The following is a 17,876-nucleotide window of genomic DNA, read 5'->3' on the forward strand; positions in this document are numbered from 1 at the left end:
GGGAGCCCGACTAAGACTCAATGGGTCGCTTTCAAGGAACGATCCATGAGAACAGGGATGTTCGCACTCGCGCTGGGGCTGCTCGCCTTGCGCTTTTTACCCGCGTTGCCGTCCAGCGGCTGGCTGCTGTTGATGCCGGTGCTGGCCCTGATGCTGTTGCCTTTTCGTACCTATCCGCTGGCGTTTTTCCTGCTCGGGCTGGGCTGGGCGTGCCTCAGTGCGCAGTGGGCGCTGGATGACCGGCTGGCCGCGCGTCTGGATGGCCAGACCCGCTGGGTGGAGGGGCGTGTGACCGGGTTACCGCAGCAGACAGGCGACGGTGTGCGCTTTGAACTGACCGACAGCCGGTCACGCAAGGACCTGCTTCCGAAGCGTATTCGGCTGTCCTGGCGCGGCGGGCCGCAAGTTCAGAGCGGTGAGCGCTGGCGGTTGGCCGTCACCCTCAAACGTCCGTCCGGTTTGCTCAATGCCGGTGGTTTTGACTATGAAGCCTGGCTGCTGGCGCAGCGGATTGGCGCCACCGGTTCGGTCAAGGACGGCCAGAAGCTGGCGCCCGCGCGGCATGCCTGGCGCGACGGAATTCGCCAGCGGCTGTTGGCGGTGGATGCCCAAGGGCGAGAGTCGGGCCTGGCGGCGCTGGTGCTCGGGGATGGTTCCGGGCTGGCCGCCGAGGATTGGCGGATTCTGCAAGACACCGGCACCGTGCACTTATTGGTGATTTCCGGGCAGCACATCGGGCTACTGGCAGGGTTGATCTATGGCCTGGTCGCCGGTCTGGCCCGCTACGGGTGCTGGCCGAAACCCTTGCCGTGGCTGCCTTGGGCCTGCGGCCTGGCATTTGCCGCCGCGCTGGGCTACGGCTTGTTGGCGGGTTTCGAGGTGCCTGTGCAACGGGCCTGCGTGATGGTGGGATTGGTGTTGCTGTGGCGCTTGCGGTTTCGTCACCTGGGGATCTGGTGGCCGCTGTTGCTGGCACTCAATGCCGTGCTGATCCTCGAACCGCTGGCCAGCCTGCAACCGGGGTTCTGGCTGTCCTTTGCGGCGGTGGCGGTGCTGATCCTGGCGTTCAGTGGCCGGCTGGGTCCCTGGCGTGCCTGGCAGGCCTGGACCCGGGCCCAGTGGTTGATTGCCATCGGTTTGTTTCCGTTGCTGCTGGTGCTCGGTTTGCCCATCAGCCTGAGCGGGCCGCTGGCCAACCTGGTTGCGGTGCCGTGGATCAGCCTGGTGGTGTTGCCCTTGGCCTTGTTGGGTACGGTGTTACTGCCGCTGCCTTATATAGGTGAGGGATTGTTATGGCTGGCCGGCGGCACGCTGGATTGGCTGTTCAAGGCCCTGGCGTTGCTGGCGCAGTACTTGCCGGCCTGGCTGCCGGCGCAAGTGCCCGTTGGCTATTGGCTGGTGAGCCTGCTGGGGGCGGTGCTGTTGTTGCTGCCCAAGGGCATCCCGTTTCGCCTGCTGGGCTGGCCCATGTTGCTGCTGGCGGTGTTTCCGCCTCCGGAATCGGTGCCCCTCGGGCAAGTGGATGTGGTGCAACTGGATGTAGGCCAGGGTTTGTCGATCATCCTGCGTACCCGCAACCACGTTCTGCTCTATGACGCCGGGCCGCGCTCCGGTGAGTTTGATCTCGGCGCTCGCGTCGTGCTGCCTGCGCTGCGCAAGCTGGGGGTTGCGGGGCTGGACGTGATGCTGCTCAGTCATGCCGATGCCGATCATGCCGGCGGTGCGTTGGCCGTTGCTCAAGGGTTGCCGATCAAACGTGTGGTAGGGGGTGAGACAAAGCGGCTGCCAGCGGCTCTCGGTACGCAAGCCTGTGTCAGTGGCGAGCGGTGGGAATGGGATGGCGTGACGTTCGAGCTATGGCAATGGCCGGATGCGACGGACGGTAATCAGATGTCCTGTGTGTTGCTGGTGCAGGCCAATGGCGAACGGTTGTTGCTGACCGGTGATATTGACCGTGACGCCGAGCGGGCATTACTGGCCACGCCCCTGGGTGCTCCTGTCGATTGGCTGCAAGCGCCGCACCATGGCAGCCGCAGCTCGTCGTCATGGCCGTTTCTACAGCGCCTCGCCCCCAAGGCTGTGTTGATTTCCCGTGGCCGCAGCAATGCCTTCGGCCATCCGCATCCCCAGGTGGTGGAGCGTTACCAGGCCTTGGGCAGCCTGATTTATGACAGTGCCGAACAAGGCGCGCTCCGCCTGCAACTGGGCACTTTCCAGCCGCCGGAGGCCGCGCGCAGCCAGCGGCGTTTCTGGCGTGAGCCTGCGCCGCAAAACAGAGTTACCAAAGACCGGCCCCTGCGACAGGATGCTCTGGGGCAGGTCAGCCCTTCCGCCAAACCCTTATGGTAAAGTGGCGCACTTTTTCGAGGGGACATTCACTGTGTGGGAATTGGTCAAATCCGGCGGCTGGATGATGTTGCCGATCATTTTGAGTTCCATCGCCGCACTCGGCATCATCGCCGAACGCCTGTGGACCCTGCGTGCCAGCCGTGTAACACCTGACCACCTGCTGGGCCAGGTCTGGGGCTGGATCAAGAACAAGCAACTGGACAAGGCAAAACTCAAGGAGCTGCGCGCCAACTCGCCCCTGGGTGAAATCCTCGCCGCCGGCCTCGCCAACTCCAAGCATGGTCGCGAGATCATGAAGGAATGCATCGAAGAGGCCGCCGCCCGAGTCATCCATGAGCTGGAGCGCTACATCAATGCCCTGGGCACCATTGCCGCCATGGCGCCGTTGCTCGGCTTGCTCGGTACGGTACTGGGCATGATCGATATTTTCAGCTCCTTCATCGGCTCAGGCATGACCACCAACGCCGCCGTGCTGGCCGGTGGTATTTCCAAGGCCTTGATCACCACGGCGGCGGGCCTGATGGTCGGTATTCCTTCGGTGTTCTTCCACCGTTTCCTGCAACGGCGCATCGATGAGCTGGTGGTGGGCATGGAGCAGGAAGCCATCAAGTTGGTGGAAGTGGTGCAGGGCGACCGTGACGTGGACCTGGTTGAGGGCAAAGCGTGAAATTTCGCCGCAAGCAACGGGAAAACGTCGATATCAACCTGGCGTCGTTGATTGACGTGGTGTTTATCCTGCTGCTGTTTTTTGTCGTCACCACCACCTTTACCCGGGAAACCCAACTGCGCGTCGACCTGCCGGAAGCCGTCAGCGGCTCTCCGGCGGAAGACCAGCAGGCCAAGCAACTGGACATCGCCATCAGCGCCGATGGCGTGTTCTCGGTCAATAATCAGTTGCTGGAGAAAAACGACCTGGCCAGCCTGATGGAGGCGTTGCAGAAAGAGTCCGGTGGCGACACTAACTTGCCACTGTCCATCAGCGCCGACGGCAACACCAAGCACCAGGCCGTGATCACAGCGATGGACGCTGCCGGCAAGCTCGGTTTCAGCCATTTGCGCATGACCACCGTCGAGGCGGCGAGCCAACCCTGATGGCCATCACCGATCGTTTGCTCAAGGCCTGGTACGAAGGCCATCCGGCGCTCGCGTTGTTGCGGCCGCTGGAATCCCTCTATCGCCGGGTAGTGCAGCGCAAACGCGCGCGATTCCTGGCGGGCGAGGGCGAGATCTACCAGTCGCCGGTGCCGGTCGTGGTCGTCGGTAATATCACCGTTGGCGGCACCGGCAAGACCCCCTTGATTCTTTGGCTGATCGACCATTGCCAGCGCAGCGGTTTGCGCGTCGGTGTGGTCAGTCGCGGCTATGGCGCCAAGCCGCCAGCGTTTCCATGGCGCGTCGAAGCCAGTCACACCGCAGCGGTGGCGGGGGACGAACCCTTGTTGATCGTGCAACGCAGCGGCGTGCCACTGATGATCGACCCGGACCGCAGCCGCGCCGTAAAGGCGTTGCTGGCCAGCGAAACCCTGGACCTGATTCTCTCCGACGACGGTCTGCAACATTACCGTCTGGCCCGCGACCTGGAACTGGTACTGATTGATGCCGCCCGAGGGCTTGGCAATCGTCGCTGCCTGCCGGCGGGCCCATTGCGCGAACCAGTCGAGCGTTTGCACAGCGTCGATGCGCTGCTTTATAACGGCGCCGGTTCAGACCGTGAGGACGGCTTTGCCTTCCGTCTGCTGCCCACTGCGCTGGTCAATCTGCACAGCGGCGAGCGTAAACCCGTCGATCATTTTCCGGTGGGGCAGCAGGTGCATGCGGTGGCTGGCATTGGCAACCCGCAGCGTTTCTTCAATACCCTTGAAACGCTACACTGGCGCCCAATACCCCATGCTTTTGCCGACCACGCGCCCTATAGCGCCGAGGTCTTGAATTTCACACCGGCACTGCCGTTGGTCATGACTGAAAAGGACGCGGTGAAGTGCCGCGCCTTTGCCAGGCCCGACTGGTGGTACCTTGCGGTGGACGCGGCACCGTCACCGGCGTTTACCGCCTGGTTCGACACGCAGTTGATGCGCTTGCTGCCCGCTCGCCTTTTGCCTTAAAACGCTGCTCTCCAGGACATACTCATGGACACCAAACTGCTAGATATCCTCGCTTGCCCGATCTGCAAAGGTCCGCTCAAGCTCAGCGCCGACAAAACCGAGCTGATCAGCAAGGGCGCCGGCCTGGCGTACCCGATCCGTGATGGCATTCCGGTAATGCTTGAAAGCGAAGCCCGCACCCTGACCACCGACGAGCGCCTGGATAAATGACCACCGCCTTCACCGTTGTCATCCCGTCCCGCTATGCGTCAACTCGCCTGCCCGGCAAACCGCTGCAGCTTATCGGCAACAAGCCGATGATCCAGCTGGTGTGGGAACAGGCCTGCAAAAGCAGCGCCGAACGGGTGGTGGTGGCCACCGATGATCCGCGCATCATCGAGGCCTGCAAAAGCTTTGGCGCCGAAGCGGTGCTGACCCGTGAAGATCACAATTCCGGCACCGACCGCCTGGCTGAAGTGGCCACCAAGCTGGGGCTGGCAGCGGACGCCATCGTGGTCAACGTCCAAGGTGACGAGCCGTTGATTCCGCCCAGCGTGATCGACCAGGTGGCGGCCAACCTGGCAGCCCATGGCGAAGCCCGCATAGCAACCCTGGCCGAGCCGATTGAAGACATCCAGACCCTGCTCAACCCCAACGTGGTGAAAGTGGTCAGTGACATCAATGGCCTGGCGCTGACCTTCAGCCGCTCCACCTTGCCGTGGGCGCGGGATGCATTCGCCAAGCAACCCGACGTGTTGCCGGCGGGCGTGCCTTACCGCCGCCACATCGGCATCTACGCCTACCGCGCCGGGTTCCTGCATGACTTCGTCAGCTGGGGCCCGTGCTGGCTGGAAAACACCGAATCCCTGGAACAACTGCGTGCCCTGTGGCACGGCGTGCGCATCCATGTGGGCGATGCCCTGGAAGCGCCGCCGGCCGGTGTCGACACGCCAGAAGACCTCGAGCGCGTCCGTCGCCTGCTGGGGGCCTGATGCAGGTTCTGTTCGTCTGCCTGGGCAATATCTGCCGTTCACCTACGGCAGAAGGTGTGTTGCGCCACAAATTGCGTGAAGCCGGCCTGGCTGATCAGGTTGAAGTGGCCTCCGCGGGTACCGGTGAATGGCACGTTGGCAATCCACCGGACAAGCGCAGCCAGCGGGCGGCGCTGCAACGGGGTTACGACTTGTCGGCCCAGCGTGCACAACAAGTGTCGCGTGCCGACTTTTCCCGCTACGACCTGATCCTCGCCATGGACCAGAGCAACCTGCGCAACCTCAAGGCCATGCAGCCAGCACAGGGCAAGGCGGACCTGGACTTGTTCCTGCGCCGTTACGATTCGGTGGTGGATGAAGTGCCGGACCCGTACTACGAAGGCGACCAGGGTTTCGAAACCGTACTCGACCTGATCGAGCGTGCGTGTGACCTGTTGGTGATTGAATTGAAGGGCCGGTTATGACATTGCAGGTACAGGCACAGGTTTCGCTCAAACCGTTCAACAGCTTTGGCATCGACGTGCGTGCCCGGCTGTTTGCCGAGGCCCGCAACGACGCCGACGTGCGTGAGGCCTTGGCCTGCGCTGCCAAGCAACAACTGCCGTTGCTGGTGATTGGCGGTGGCAGCAATTTGTTGCTGACCCAGGACATCGACGCACTGGTGTTGCGCATGGCCAGCCAGGGCATTCGGGTCGTGCAAGACGATGGCGTCCAGGTGGTGGTTGAAGCCGAAGCCGGCGAAGCCTGGCATCCGTTTGTACTGTGGACCTTGGCCCAGGGCTTTTCCGGCCTGGAGAACCTCAGCCTGATCCCCGGCACGGTCGGCGCCGCACCGATGCAGAACATCGGCGCCTACGGTGTGGAGATCAAGGACGTGTTCGCCGGCCTGACCGCCCTTGATCGCCAAACCGGCGAACTGCGGGATTTCAGCCTGGCCGAATGCGACTTTGCCTACCGCGACAGCCTGTTCAAGCACGAAGTTGGGCGCTGGCTGATCCTGCGGGTACGTTTTGCCTTGAGTCGCGCCGTGCACCTGAAGCTTGAATACGGGCCGGTGCAACAGCGCCTGACCGAGCTAGGCATTACGCAGGCCACTCCCAGCGATGTGAGTCTGGCGATTTGCAGCATCCGTAGCGAGAAACTGCCTGACCCGGCGGTGCTCGGCAATGCCGGCAGCTTCTTCAAGAACCCGTTGGTGTCCCAGGCGCTGGCTGCGGAGTTGCAGCTGCAATACCCGGACCTGGTGGCTTACCCCCAGGCGGACGGGCAGATGAAACTGGCCGCTGGCTGGCTGATCGACAAGGCGGGATGGAAGGGTTTTCGCGATGGCGACGCTGGCGTGCATCGCTTGCAGGCGCTGGTGTTGGTCAATTATGGCGCCGCCACCGGCCAGGACATTGCCGGGCTCGCGCTACGCATCCAGCAGGACATCGAAAAGCGTTTCCAGGTTGTGCTGGAGATGGAGCCCAACCGCTATTGAACTAAGCTCGTTTTTTGACGCACCAAGCCCTGCATAGCGGGGCTTTTTTATTGCCGCTGAGTTAACTTAGCTGACTACCGATATTTTTTTATCAACTCATAGATGCTGTTTATCAAAACCAGCTACGTGTTTGGCAGGAGGCGAAGGCCTGATGGACAGTGTTGATCTGAATGTATTGCGCAGCGTGCTGGAATGGCGCCGCGCCGGGCAGCGGGTGGTGCTCTACAGCGTGGTTCAGACCTGGGGCAGCGCTCCACGGCCGCCGGGGGCGATGCTGGCCTTGCGCGGCGACGGCGTGGTGATTGGCTCGGTGTCTGGCGGTTGTATCGAGGACGACTTGATCGCCCGTTTGCAGGATGGTCGGCTGCCTGATGACGGGCCGCCGGTGCAGCTTGTGACGTATGGCGTAACCCGCGACGAAGCGGCGCGTTTTGGTCTGCCGTGCGGCGGCACCTTGCGCCTGACCGAAGAGCGGGTGGGTGATCCAGGTTGGGTCGCTGAATTGCTGGCGCGTTGCGAGGCGCATGAGATTGTCGCCCGTGAGTTGGACCTGGCCACCGGTGAAGTGGTATTGAGCGGTGCGAGCAAGACCGACGTGGTCAGCTTCGATGGCAAGCGTTTGCGGGCGATTTATGGCCCGCGCTGGCGTCTGCTGCTGATCGGCGCCGGCCAGCTGTCACGCTATGTGGCAGAAATGGCCCGGCTGCTGGATTTCGAAGTGCTGATCTGCGACCCGCGCCAGGAGTTTGTCTATGGCTGGGAAGAGCAGCACGGGCGTTTTGTGCCGGGCATGCCCGATGAAGCCGTGCTGAATATCCAGACCGATGAGCGCACCGCGATTGTCGCGCTCACCCATGACCCGCGCCTGGATGACATGGCGCTGTTGACGGCCCTCAATTCCAAGGCGTTCTACATTGGCGCCCTGGGCTCGCGGGTCAACAGCCAGAAGCGCCGGGAAAACCTCGCGGCGCTGGGGTTGAGTACGGACGCCATTGCGCGGCTGCATGGGCCGATTGGCCTGCATATCGGCAGCCATACGCCAGCGGAGATCGCCCTGTCGTTGATGGCGGAAATCGTCGCCATCAAGAACGGGATTGATCTGTTGCAGAAAAAGCCGTTGCAGGCTGCGGTCAGTTGACGAGCATCACCGCGATCATCCTGGCGGCGGGGCAGGGCAGTCGTTTTCGGGCTGAGGCCGGGGCGAATCAGGATAAGTTGCTGGCGCCCTGCATGGGCCGGGATGGCGTCACGCGGCCGGTGATCGAACAGGTATTGGTGAATTTGCCGGCGGTGGTTACCAGGCGCTGGGTGGTGACGTCACCGGATCGCACCGAAGTCATTCGGCTGGCGCAGTTGCATGGCTGTGAAGTGCTCTTGCTGTGCTCGCCTGGAATGGGTGACAGCATCGCGGCTGCAGTGGCGGCTAGCGGCACGTCCGATGGCTGGCTGGTGGTGCTGGGGGATATGCCGTTCATCCTGCCGGCGAGTATCGAGCAGGTGATGGCAGGCCTTGAGATCGACGGTATCAGCGTCCCGGTGCATGCCGGTCAGTATGGGCATCCCGTAGGATTTGGCCATTCATTCGGCCCGGCCTTGATGGCGCTGACCGGAGACCGCGGAGCAAAACCGTTATTTGCCAAGGCTTCGGTGCAGGAAGTGGCAGTCGATGATCCCGGCGTGTTGTGGGATGTGGATGTGCCGGCGTTGTTGAACTACCGCTAGCGGATAGCGCAGGCATAAAAAAGCCCCGCCTGATCACTCAGGCGGGGCTTTTTAGTGGCCGATGGAATCAGACGAGGGGTTTAGGCTCGTGCTCTTCTTCCAGGGCTTTTGGGTTGTGCTCAACCACTTCTTCAACGGAACGTTGGTTCTCGTCGATAGCAGGGGCAGTGTGCTCAACCACGGCTTCGGTTACCGGCGCAGGGGCTGCTTCGGTAACTTCAGCGACTGCCGGGGCAGCCTCGGCAGCCAACTTGGCGGCAGCGGCAGCCAGTTCAGCTTCCTTGCGACGACGACGCACTTCACGCGGGTCGTTCGGCGCACGGCCGTTTTCGGTCAGGGCGCTGGCCGGAGCGGCTTCAACCACCGGTGCTGCCACTTCGGCAACCACGGGTGCTTCAACCACTGGAGCAGGCTCGGCAACCACGGTTACTGGTTCAGCGGCGACAACCACTTCAGCGACTGGCGCTGGAGCTTCTTCGACCACTGGAGCAGGCGCTGGCGCTTCAACCGCTTCAACCACTGGGGCTGGCTCGGCAGTCCACTGGAAGGCGGTCTGTTCTTCGCGAACTTCACGCACTTCAGGGGTTGGCTCGGCAACCGGTGCTTCAACGGCGGCTTCAACCACTGGCTGTTGTTCAACAACAGCAGCAGGTTCGGCAACCACTTCAGCTTCAGGCTGAGGCTCGCGAACTTCACGAACTTCACGAACGTGACGAGTCGGCGCTACTTCCACTTCCGGAACAACCGGGGCTTCGACTGGCGTCGTCGCTTCAACCACAGGAGCTTCGACGGCTGGCGTCTCTACAACAGGGGTTTCCTGGATGGCAGCGGTAGCGGCTTCAGCTTGCTCGTTGGCCTGGGCTTCAGCAGGTGCGCTGATGACCGAGCTGGCAACAGCAGCGGTAACGGCCAGGCCGGCAGCCAGTTCGGCACCAGTCGGTTCGCCAGTAGCGGAAGCTTCGCCGGTCTCTTCCGAGCCTTCGATTTCATTGCCGTTGGCATCACGTTGACGCTCACGACGGTTGCTGCGACGACGCTGGCCACGGGAGCGGCGGCGTGGACGATCGCCTTCGGCGTTGTCCTGACCGTCTTCCTGTTGCTGATCTTCGTTGGACAGCAGCTCTTCTTCTTCACCAGCTGGAGCTGCTTGCTCGGCACGTGGTTGACGCTCTTCACGAGGAGGGCGTGGCGCACGTTCTTCACGCGGCTGACGAGCTGGACGCTCTTCGGCAATGGCAGTGGTGGCAGCAGCAGCGGCTATGGCAGGAGCAGCATCCAATGGCTCGCGCAGTTCACGCACGCGTTCTTCACGCTCGCCACGTGGCTTGCGGTCTTCACGCGGGGCGCGTGGAGCGCGCGGTGCACGTTCTTCGCGTGGTGCACGCTCTTCACGGGCTACGGTTGGCGTTTCTTCACGGGCCTCGCGCGGCTGGCGCTCTTCACGTGGGGCACGATCTTCGCGTGGCGCACGTTCTTCACGAGGCTTGCGCTCTTCGTCACGGCGACCGTTGCGATTGCGGCTCTGCTGGCGACCGTTGCGACGCTCTTCGTTGCGTGCAGGGCGTTCAGCGGCAGGCTTCTCGACCACAACTGGAGCCACCGGCTCTTCCTTGGTGGCGAACAGGCTGACCAGCGACTTCACCAGGCCCTTGAACAGGCTTGGCTCAGGCAGGGCAGCAGGTGCGGCAACCGGCGCGGCAGCTTCAACCGGAACCGGTGCGTTGGCACGGGCTGGCGCGGTCTTGACGGCGGCTTCCTGGCGAACCAGGGTGCGGGTCGCGGCGGCTGGCTGGACTTCTTCCACTTCGGCAGCGGCAGCAGCGATTTCGTAGCTGGACTGGTTGACGTGGGCTTCCGGGCTGTCATCACGCAGGCGCTGCACTTCGAAGTGCGGCGTCTCGAGGTGATCGTTCGGCAGGATGACGATGCGGGCACGGGTACGCAGTTCGATCTTGGTGATCGAGTTGCGTTTTTCGTTGAGCAGGAACGCAGCCACCGGGATTGGCACCTGGGCGCGCACTTCAGCAGTGCGGTCTTTCAGGGCTTCTTCTTCGATCAGGCGCAGGATCGCCAGCGACAGCGACTCAACGTCACGGATGATGCCGGTGCCGTTGCAACGCGGGCAAACGATGCCGCTGCTTTCGCCCAGGGATGGACGCAGGCGCTGACGGGACATTTCCAGCAGGCCGAAGCGCGAGATGCGGCCGACCTGTACGCGGGCACGGTCAGCTTCCAGGCATTCGCGGACTTTCTCTTCCACGGCGCGCTGGTTCTTGGCTGGGGTCATGTCGATGAAGTCGATCACGATCAGGCCGCCGATGTCACGCAGGCGCAGCTGGCGGGCGATTTCTTCAGCCGCTTCCAGGTTGGTCTGCAGGGCGGTTTCTTCGATGTCGCTACCCTTGGTAGCGCGCGCCGAGTTGATGTCGATGGACACCAATGCTTCGGTCGGGTCGATAACAATGGAGCCGCCGGAAGGCAGTTCGACTACGCGCTGGAAAGCGGTTTCGATCTGGCTTTCGATCTGGAAACGGTTGAACAGCGGAACGCTGTCTTCGTAGAGCTTGATCTTGCTGGCGTACTGCGGCATTACCTGGCGGATGAAGGTCAGGGCTTCGTCCTGGGCTTCAACGCTGTCGATCAGCACTTCGCCGATGTCCTGGCGCAGGTAGTCGCGGATGGCGCGGATGATCACGTTGCTTTCCTGGTAGATCAGGAATGGCGCGGAACGATCCAGGGACGCTTCTTTGATAGCGGTCCAGAGTTGCAGCAGGTAATCGAGGTCCCACTGCATTTCTTCGCTGCTGCGGCCCAGGCCGGCAGTGCGCACGATCAGGCCCATGTCGGCCGGAGCGATCAGGCCGTTCAGCGCTTCACGCAGTTCGTTGCGCTCTTCGCCTTCGATGCGACGGGAGATACCGCCGGCACGCGGGTTGTTCGGCATCAGGACCAGGTAGCGGCCAGCCAGGCTGATGAAGGTGGTCAGGGCGGCGCCCTTGTTGCCACGTTCTTCTTTTTCCACCTGAACGATGACTTCCTGGCCTTCGCTCAGGACGTCCTTGATGTTCACGCGGCCTTCTGGGGCTTTCTTGAAGTATTCGCGGGAGATTTCTTTGAGGGGCAGGAAGCCATGGCGCTCGGAGCCGAAATCGACAAAGGCAGCCTCAAGGCTTGGTTCGATACGAGTAATCCGGCCTTTATAGATGTTGGCCTTCTTTTGCTCGCGTGCACCGGACTCGATGTCCAGGTCGTAGAGGCGTTGGCCGTCTACCAGTGCAACACGCAACTCTTCGGGTTGAGTTGCGTTAATCAGCATTCTTTTCATGTTGTACCGTCGGTTTCCGGGCTGCCGGAAACGGCGTTCGGCACACACGACTTCTCACGGTCGGTGTCAGGTGCGTCAAGAGTGGTTGGCCACTCCAGTGTCCAGCAATACCCGCCAAAATGGGCGATATCGCGACGTACGCTTCCTGCTTGCTGTGGTGACTTAAGCACTCAGTCAGGAGGAGGAATCAACCGGCGACTGTGGACGAGATGAAGCGTCTAAATATAAGCCTAGTGCTACACAGTCCGACGGTTGTGCATCTCCACCCTACACGTATCCCTGATAATTCGGGTGCTGCCGCGCGCAGAATCCGCAGCGGGTTGGCATTTACCGTGTTCTCCAATGGGGAGAGCACGCTCATGGCTAAACAAGACCGGGTGTGGGCGACTGTGCTCTCACTCAGCTCGTAACAGGCGTTGTTTCCGAAGCATTCGCCGTGGTCTGGCTCAAGACTGACTGCACTTTGTGAACTGGCCGTAAATATCGGCGCAAAAGGCGAGTAATCACTCTGCTTTTTGCACTCGCTTCAGGCCTCATGTCACCTGCGCTTGTTACAATCTCGAGCCTTCCAGGGTGGCGAAAGCCCCGTAGGACGGCCTCGCGTCCTGATGAATTGCGATGGTCAGGGCCGGCAGTTTGCCGCTAGTCCTCTGTCCAGGCCGCTTTTGGCGGCGTTCGCGACTATAGCAGCAATGATTAAGTGCTTCAATTCCATAAAAAATTGTTATCATCGCCGCCATGACGACTACCGCCCCCCAGACCCCCAGCGTCCAGCTGCTTGAGGTCTCGCCGGAATATGCCGGCCAACGCATCGACAACTTTCTTCTTGCCAGGCTCAAAGGCGTGCCCAAGACCTTGATTTACCGCATTTTGCGTAAAGGCGAAGTGCGCGTGAACAAGGGCCGGATCAAGCCCGAGTATAAGCTGCAGGCGGGTGACATCATCCGCGTGCCGCCGGTGCGGGTGCCTGAGCGGGACGAACCGGTCCCTCTGGCTCAAGGCCTGTTGCAGCGCCTCGAAGCGTCGATTGTCTTCGAAGATAACAAGCTGATCGTGATCAACAAGCCTTGCGGCATCGCCGTCCATGGCGGCAGTGGCTTGAACTACGGGGTGATCGAAGCCTTTCGTCAGTTGCGCCCGGATGCCAAGGAGCTGGAACTGGTCCACCGTCTGGACCGTGACACTTCCGGCTTGCTGATGATTGCCAAGAAACGCAGCATGTTGCGCCACCTGCATGCCGCCCTGCGCGGTGATGGCGTGGACAAGCGCTACATGGCGCTGGTGCGTGGCAACTGGGCGACCTCGATCAAGAGCGTCCGCGCGCCGTTGCAGAAGAGCAACCTGCGCTCCGGCGAGCGCATGGTCGAGGTGGACGAAGAGGGCAAGGAGGCGCTGACCCTGTTCAAGGTGCTGCGTCGCTTTGGTGACTTTGCCACCATGGTCGAGGCCAAGCCTGTGACTGGCCGTACCCACCAGATTCGTGTGCATACCCTGCACGCGGGCCACTGCATCGCCGGCGATACCAAATACGGCGACGAGGATTTCTCCAAGGAAATTCGCGATCTGGGCGGCAAACGCCTTTTCCTGCACGCCTACATGCTGACCGTGCCGCTGCCGGATGGCGGCGAATTGAAGCTGCAAGCGCCTGTCGACGAGATGTGGGCCAAGACCGTGGAGCGCCTGAGTGTCGCACCTTGACTACAAGCTGCTGATCTTTGATTGGGATGGCACGCTGTGTAACTCCATTGGTCGGATTGTCGAGTCGATGCACGCCGCGTCGACTCGTTCCGGTTACGCGTTGTGCGACGACCTGGAGGTCAAGGGCATTATTGGCCTGGGTCTGCCGGAGGCGATCCGCACCCTGTATCCGGAGATTGGCGATGACGAGTTGATAGCGTTTCGTCAGCATTACGCCGATTACTACATGGCGCTGGATGCCCAGCCTTCGCCGCTGTTTGAAGGCGTTGCGCAGGCCATGGAAGCGTTTCGTTCGGATGGCTATCACCTCGCGGTGGCGACCGGCAAGGCCCGTCGCGGCCTGGATCGGGTGCTCAAGGCCCATGGCTGGGAAGATTATTTCGACGCGACCCGTGCGGCGGATGAAACCGCCAGCAAGCCCCATCCTCTGATGCTCGAGCAGATTCTCGCTCAATGTGGCGTGTCGCCGCGGCAGGCGTTAATGGTGGGTGATGCGTCGTTCGACCTGATGATGGCGCGCAATGCTGGCATGGATTCCGTGGCAGTGAGCTACGGCGCCCAGTCTGCCGAGGCGTTGCAAGTGTACGAGCCGAGACTGACGATTGACCGTTTTTCTGAATTGCAGGCCTGGCTCAGCCGGGCCCATTAAGTCTTTGCTGGGGTGGATGGCATGACCGATGAGTGGAAGGCGCCTGAAAAGGCCAATGCCGATAACAATGGCGATGACAGAAGCTGGAAGTTGCTGGAGAAGACGCTGCTGGCCAGTGTCCAGGAGCAGCGTCGTTCCCGGCGTTGGGGGATCTTTTTCAAGCTCCTGACCTTTATTTATCTGCTGGGCATGCTTGCACTGTTCAGTCCGCTGATGGACATGGAAAAGAGTGCCACCCGAAGCGGCAATTACACGGCATTGATCGAAGTGCGTGGGGTGATTGCCGACAAGGAATCCGCCAGTGCCGACAATATCGTCAGCAGCCTGCGGGCCGCCTTCGAAGATACCAAGGTCAAGGCTGTGATTCTGCGCATTAACAGCCCAGGCGGCAGTCCGGTGCAGTCAGGCTATGTATATGACGAAATTCGTCGCCTGCGCGCCTTGCATCCGGACATCAAGCTCTATGCGGTGATTTCCGACCTGGGTGCCTCGGGTGCCTATTACATCGCCAGCGCTGCCGACCAGATCTACGCCGACAAGGCCAGCCTGGTGGGTTCCATTGGTGTGACGGCGGCTGGTTACGGGTTTGTCGGCACCATGGAGAAACTCGGGGTTGAGCGGCGTACGTACACGTCTGGCGAGCACAAGTCGTTCCTGGATCCGTTCCAGCCGCAAAAGGCTGATGAGACCCAGTTCTGGCAGGGCGTGCTGGACACCACTCATCGGCAGTTTATTGCCAGCGTCAAGCAGGGGCGCGGTGACCGGCTCAAGGATAAAGAGCATCCGGAACTGTTCTCCGGCCTGGTCTGGTCCGGTGAGCAAGCGCTGCCGTTGGGTTTGATCGACGGCCTGGGCAGTGCCAGTTCGGTGGCGCGGGATGTGATTGGCGAGAAAGAACTGGTGGACTTCACCGTTCAGGAATCGCCGTTTGACCGCTTCTCGAAAAAACTCGGCGCCAGTGTGGCCGAGAAGCTGGCCCTGTACATGGGCTTCCAAGGGCCGACCCTGCGCTGAGATCTTGAAAGTGATATAGCTCAAAATGTGGGAGCGGGCTTGCTCGCGAATGCGGTGGGTCAGTCGATATTGATGTTGACTGGCATACCGCATTCGCGAGCAAGCCCGCTCCCACATTTGTTTTGTGGTGTTCTCAGGGAATCTGTACGCCTTCGGCCAGCAGCATGTCCACCAGTCGAATCAGTGGCAGGCCGACCAGGCTGGTAGCGTCCGGCCCGTCGGTGCTTTGAAACAGGCTCACCCCCAACCCTTCGGCCTTGAAGCTGCCTGCGCAGTCGTAGGGCTGCTCGATGCGCAGGTAGCGTTCGATGCGTGCGGCGTCCAGCGTGCGCATGTGCACGGTGAAGGGAATGCAGTCGACCTGGCAGTGGCCGGTGGTGCTGTTCAGTACGGCCAGGCCGGTGAGGAAGCTGACCCGCTTGCCACTGGCCGCCAGCAGTTGCTCACGGGCCTTCTCGAAGGTATGGGGCTTGCCGATGATCTGGCCGTCGAGCGCGGCAACCTGGTCCGAGCCGATAATCAGGTGCCCCGGATGACTGCCGGCGAGGGCGCGGGCCTTTTCTTCGGCGAGGCGCTTCACCAGTTCCACGGCGGACTCGTCCGGGCGGTGGCTTTCGTCGATATCCGGCGAACTGCAGATGAACGGCAGGTGCAGGCGATTCAACAATTCCCGGCGATAAACCGAGCTGGAAGCGAGTAATAAAGGCAGCATGGACGTCTCCTCAAGGCAGTCGCGGATTCTAGCGGGGAGGCCCAGTGACGGACAGGGCTGAATTTCCTTTGACATGGCTGGGTGCATCCCTATAATGCTGCGCCTATGTTGAATGACCCGATTCCACCTCACGTTGACCCGCGCAAATTGGCTGATCGTGGCACTACCCTTCAAGGTGAAGTGCTGCTGGCCGATTTGGAGAGACTCTGCGACCCGCTTTCCGACACTGTCGGTACGGTGCAGGCTAAATTCATTTTTGAACGAGATGAACGTAAGTCTGTGGTAATCCACAGCTTTATCGACACTGAAGTCAAAATGGTTTGCCAGCGTTGTCTTGAGCTGGTCACCCTGCCGATCCACAGCGAATGCAGTTATGCTGTGGTGAAAGAGGGTGCGAATACCCAGTCGTTGCCGAAAGGTTATGACGTGCTGGAACTGGGCGAAGATCCTTTGGATCTGCAGTCACTGATCGAGGAGGAGCTTTTGCTCGCCTTGCCCATTGTGCCTGCTCATCATCCGGAAGAATGCCAGCAGCCGGCGGGTCTCGATGAGCCCGAACCGAGCGAGGACGAGGTAACGCGGTCCAACCCGTTCAGTGTATTGGCGCAGTTAAAGCGTGACCCAAACGTTTAGGAGTTAATCAATTATGGCTGTTCAGCAGAACAAAAAATCCCGCTCTGCCCGTGACATGCGTCGTTCGCACGACGCCCTGACGGCGAGCACTCTGTCTGTAGAAAAAACCACCGGTGAAGTTCACCTGCGTCACCACGTATCGCCAGAAGGCGTATACCGTGGCCGTAAAGTGATCGACAAGGGCGCTGACGAGTAATCACTTGTCTGCTCAAGTCATCGCGATTGACGCAATGGGCGGGGACTTCGGTCCCCGCAGCATTGTTCAGGCCTGCATTGCTTGCCTGTCTGCCACGCCCTCGCTGCACCTGACCCTCGTCGGTCAACCCTCCTTACTTGAAGAACTGATTGCCAGCCATCCGGCGGTGGATCGCGCGCGCCTGACTGTTACGCCGGCCAGCGAAACCATCACCATGGATGAAAAGCCTGCCCAAGCCTTGCGCGGCAAGCCTGATTCTTCGATGCGGGTGGCCCTGGAGTTAGTGCGCGACGGCAAGGCCCAGGCCTGTGTCAGTGCCGGCAATACCGGTGCGTTGATGGCGTTGTCCCGGCATGTGTTGAAAACCCTGCCGGGCATTGATCGGCCGGCGATGGTCGCGGCGATCCCGACCCAGCAAGGCTATTGCCAGTTGCTGGACCTGGGGGCGAACGTCGATTGCAGTGCCGAGCATCTGCTGCACTTTGCGTTGATGGGCTCGGTGGCGGCCGAAGCGCTGGGCGTGGCCCGGCCTCGGGTGGCGTTGCTGAATATCGGCACCGAAGACATCAAGGGTAATCAGCAGGTCAAGCTGGCGGCGACGCTGTTGCAAAGCGCGCGAGGCTTGAACTACATCGGCTTTGTCGAAGGTGACGGGTTGTACCGCGGCGAAGCGGATGTGGTGGTGTGCGACGGGTTTGTCGGCAATATCCTGCTCAAATCCAGCGAAGGCCTGGCGACGATGATTGCTGCGCGCATCGAGGCCTTGTTCAAGCGCAACCTCGCGTCACGCGTGGTGGGCGCCCTGGCGCTGCCATTGATGCGGCGCTTGCAGGCAGACCTGGCCCCGGCGCGGCACAATGGCGCGAGTTTCCTGGGGTTGCAGGGCATCGTGGTAAAAAGTCACGGCTCGGCGGGGGTGCAGGGTTTTCAAAGTGCCATCCAGCGCGCCTTGATCGAGATCCAGGAAAACCTGCCGCAACGCTTGCACGGCCGCCTTGAGGATCTGTTGCCTTAGGCGAATCGGG

The 17,876-nt window shown here is 61.4% G+C and carries 18 protein-coding genes; 16 read left to right on the top strand and 2 right to left on the bottom strand.

What is annotated here, in order from left to right:
- Positions 1-57 precede the first annotated feature (57 nt).
- The 10 genes from AU074_RS13005 (at position 58) to AU074_RS13050 (ending at position 8,624) form a co-directional block, all read left to right on the top strand.
- Entirely contained in the window at positions 58-2,349 is a 2,292-nt protein-coding gene (locus AU074_RS13005; RefSeq protein WP_076015058.1) for a DNA internalization-related competence protein ComEC/Rec2, read from the top strand.
- Positions 2,350-2,380: 31 nt separating this feature from the next.
- Positions 2,381-3,016: a MotA/TolQ/ExbB proton channel family protein gene (locus AU074_RS13010; protein WP_076015341.1), complete on the top strand. Its 636-nt coding sequence runs from the start codon at positions 2,381-2,383 to the stop codon at positions 3,014-3,016.
- A complete protein-coding gene (locus AU074_RS13015) occupies positions 3,013-3,441 on the top strand; it encodes a biopolymer transporter ExbD (RefSeq protein ID WP_004371361.1) in 429 nt (142 codons plus the stop codon). The genes AU074_RS13010 and AU074_RS13015 overlap by 4 nt, the downstream gene beginning before the upstream one ends.
- Positions 3,441-4,451, top strand: a complete 1,011-nt coding sequence (lpxK, locus tag AU074_RS13020) for a tetraacyldisaccharide 4'-kinase (protein WP_076015059.1) — start codon at positions 3,441-3,443, stop codon at positions 4,449-4,451. The genes AU074_RS13015 and lpxK overlap by 1 nt, the downstream gene beginning before the upstream one ends.
- A gap of 24 nt (positions 4,452-4,475) precedes the next feature.
- Positions 4,476-4,661 carry a Trm112 family protein gene (locus tag AU074_RS13025; protein WP_003174668.1) on the top strand — a complete coding sequence of 62 codons (186 nt, stop codon included), beginning with the start codon at positions 4,476-4,478 and terminating at the stop codon, positions 4,659-4,661.
- Positions 4,658-5,422, top strand: a complete 765-nt coding sequence (gene kdsB, locus AU074_RS13030) for a 3-deoxy-manno-octulosonate cytidylyltransferase (protein ID WP_076015060.1) — start codon at positions 4,658-4,660, stop codon at positions 5,420-5,422. Before AU074_RS13025 ends, kdsB begins: the two co-directional genes overlap by 4 nt.
- Complete coding sequence (locus AU074_RS13035) at positions 5,422-5,886, top strand: low molecular weight protein-tyrosine-phosphatase (RefSeq protein WP_010165863.1); 465 nt, start codon at positions 5,422-5,424, stop codon at positions 5,884-5,886. The genes kdsB and AU074_RS13035 overlap by 1 nt, the downstream gene beginning before the upstream one ends.
- Complete coding sequence (gene murB, locus AU074_RS13040) at positions 5,883-6,902, top strand: UDP-N-acetylmuramate dehydrogenase (protein ID WP_076015061.1); 1,020 nt, start codon at positions 5,883-5,885, stop codon at positions 6,900-6,902. The genes AU074_RS13035 and murB overlap by 4 nt, the downstream gene beginning before the upstream one ends.
- A gap of 151 nt (positions 6,903-7,053) precedes the next feature.
- Positions 7,054-8,040, top strand: a complete 987-nt coding sequence (locus tag AU074_RS13045; protein ID WP_076015062.1) for an XdhC family protein — start codon at positions 7,054-7,056, stop codon at positions 8,038-8,040.
- Entirely contained in the window at positions 8,037-8,624 is a 588-nt protein-coding gene (locus AU074_RS13050; protein WP_076015063.1) for an NTP transferase domain-containing protein, read from the top strand. Before AU074_RS13045 ends, AU074_RS13050 begins: the two co-directional genes overlap by 4 nt.
- 67 nt (positions 8,625-8,691) lie before the next feature.
- Here AU074_RS13050 and rne read toward each other — a convergent pair whose 3' ends face one another.
- Positions 8,692-11,949, bottom strand: a complete 3,258-nt coding sequence (rne, locus tag AU074_RS13055) for a ribonuclease E (RefSeq protein ID WP_083676678.1) — start codon at positions 11,947-11,949, stop codon at positions 8,692-8,694.
- A gap of 738 nt (positions 11,950-12,687) precedes the next feature.
- Between rne and rluC the strand changes: the two genes are divergently transcribed.
- From rluC to AU074_RS13070, 3 genes are read left to right on the top strand one after another with little or no spacing between them, the layout of a single operon-like run.
- Positions 12,688-13,647 (top strand): 23S rRNA pseudouridine(955/2504/2580) synthase RluC, encoded by a 960-nt coding sequence (rluC, locus tag AU074_RS13060; protein ID WP_076015065.1) that lies wholly within the window; start codon positions 12,688-12,690, stop codon positions 13,645-13,647.
- Positions 13,634-14,296, top strand: a complete 663-nt coding sequence (locus AU074_RS13065) for an HAD-IA family hydrolase (protein ID WP_076015066.1) — start codon at positions 13,634-13,636, stop codon at positions 14,294-14,296. Before rluC ends, AU074_RS13065 begins: the two co-directional genes overlap by 14 nt.
- A 21-nt stretch (positions 14,297-14,317) precedes the next feature.
- Complete coding sequence (locus AU074_RS13070; protein ID WP_076015067.1) at positions 14,318-15,310, top strand: S49 family peptidase; 993 nt, start codon at positions 14,318-14,320, stop codon at positions 15,308-15,310.
- Between the two features lie 133 nt (positions 15,311-15,443).
- Here AU074_RS13070 and AU074_RS13075 read toward each other — a convergent pair whose 3' ends face one another.
- On the bottom strand, positions 15,444-16,022 hold the full coding sequence (locus tag AU074_RS13075; protein ID WP_076015068.1) for a nucleoside triphosphate pyrophosphatase: 579 nt from the start codon (positions 16,020-16,022) through the stop codon (positions 15,444-15,446).
- Between the two features lie 105 nt (positions 16,023-16,127).
- Between AU074_RS13075 and AU074_RS13080 the strand changes: the two genes are divergently transcribed.
- From AU074_RS13080 to plsX, 3 genes are read left to right on the top strand one after another with little or no spacing between them, the layout of a single operon-like run.
- Positions 16,128-16,655, top strand: a complete 528-nt coding sequence (locus AU074_RS13080; RefSeq protein WP_076015069.1) for a YceD family protein — start codon at positions 16,128-16,130, stop codon at positions 16,653-16,655.
- Positions 16,656-16,668: 13 nt separating this feature from the next.
- A complete protein-coding gene (rpmF, locus tag AU074_RS13085; protein ID WP_004371305.1) occupies positions 16,669-16,851 on the top strand; it encodes a 50S ribosomal protein L32 in 183 nt (60 codons plus the stop codon).
- A gap of 4 nt (positions 16,852-16,855) precedes the next feature.
- A complete protein-coding gene (plsX, locus tag AU074_RS13090) occupies positions 16,856-17,866 on the top strand; it encodes a phosphate acyltransferase PlsX (RefSeq protein WP_076015070.1) in 1,011 nt (336 codons plus the stop codon).
- The last annotated feature ends 10 nt before the right edge of the window (positions 17,867-17,876 follow it).

Origin of the sequence: Pseudomonas sp. ATCC PTA-122608 (assembly GCF_001952855.1) — a bacterium.
Taxonomy (GTDB): Bacteria; Pseudomonadota; Gammaproteobacteria; order Pseudomonadales; family Pseudomonadaceae; genus Aquipseudomonas.

What these genes read in the sequence shown, in the direction of transcription:
- rluC (WP_076015065.1), top strand. Translation starts at nt 12,688, where the DNA reads ATGACGACTACCGCCCCCCAGACCCCCAGCGTCCAGCTGCTTGAGGTC.
- lpxK (WP_076015059.1), top strand. Translation starts at nt 3,441, where the DNA reads ATGGCCATCACCGATCGTTTGCTCAAGGCCTGGTACGAAGGCCATCCG.
- AU074_RS13075 (WP_076015068.1), bottom strand. Translation starts at nt 16,022, where the DNA reads ATGCTGCCTTTATTACTCGCTTCCAGCTCGGTTTATCGCCGGGAATTG.
- kdsB (WP_076015060.1), top strand. Translation starts at nt 4,658, where the DNA reads ATGACCACCGCCTTCACCGTTGTCATCCCGTCCCGCTATGCGTCAACT.
- murB (WP_076015061.1), top strand. Translation starts at nt 5,883, where the DNA reads ATGACATTGCAGGTACAGGCACAGGTTTCGCTCAAACCGTTCAACAGC.
- AU074_RS13080 (WP_076015069.1), top strand. Translation starts at nt 16,128, where the DNA reads ATGTTGAATGACCCGATTCCACCTCACGTTGACCCGCGCAAATTGGCT.
- AU074_RS13035 (WP_010165863.1), top strand. Translation starts at nt 5,422, where the DNA reads ATGCAGGTTCTGTTCGTCTGCCTGGGCAATATCTGCCGTTCACCTACG.
- AU074_RS13045 (WP_076015062.1), top strand. Translation starts at nt 7,054, where the DNA reads ATGGACAGTGTTGATCTGAATGTATTGCGCAGCGTGCTGGAATGGCGC.
- AU074_RS13070 (WP_076015067.1), top strand. Translation starts at nt 14,318, where the DNA reads ATGACCGATGAGTGGAAGGCGCCTGAAAAGGCCAATGCCGATAACAAT.
- AU074_RS13005 (WP_076015058.1), top strand. Translation starts at nt 58, where the DNA reads ATGTTCGCACTCGCGCTGGGGCTGCTCGCCTTGCGCTTTTTACCCGCG.
- AU074_RS13025 (WP_003174668.1), top strand. Translation starts at nt 4,476, where the DNA reads ATGGACACCAAACTGCTAGATATCCTCGCTTGCCCGATCTGCAAAGGT.
- rne (WP_083676678.1), bottom strand. Translation starts at nt 11,949, where the DNA reads ATGAAAAGAATGCTGATTAACGCAACTCAACCCGAAGAGTTGCGTGTT.
- rpmF (WP_004371305.1), top strand. Translation starts at nt 16,669, where the DNA reads ATGGCTGTTCAGCAGAACAAAAAATCCCGCTCTGCCCGTGACATGCGT.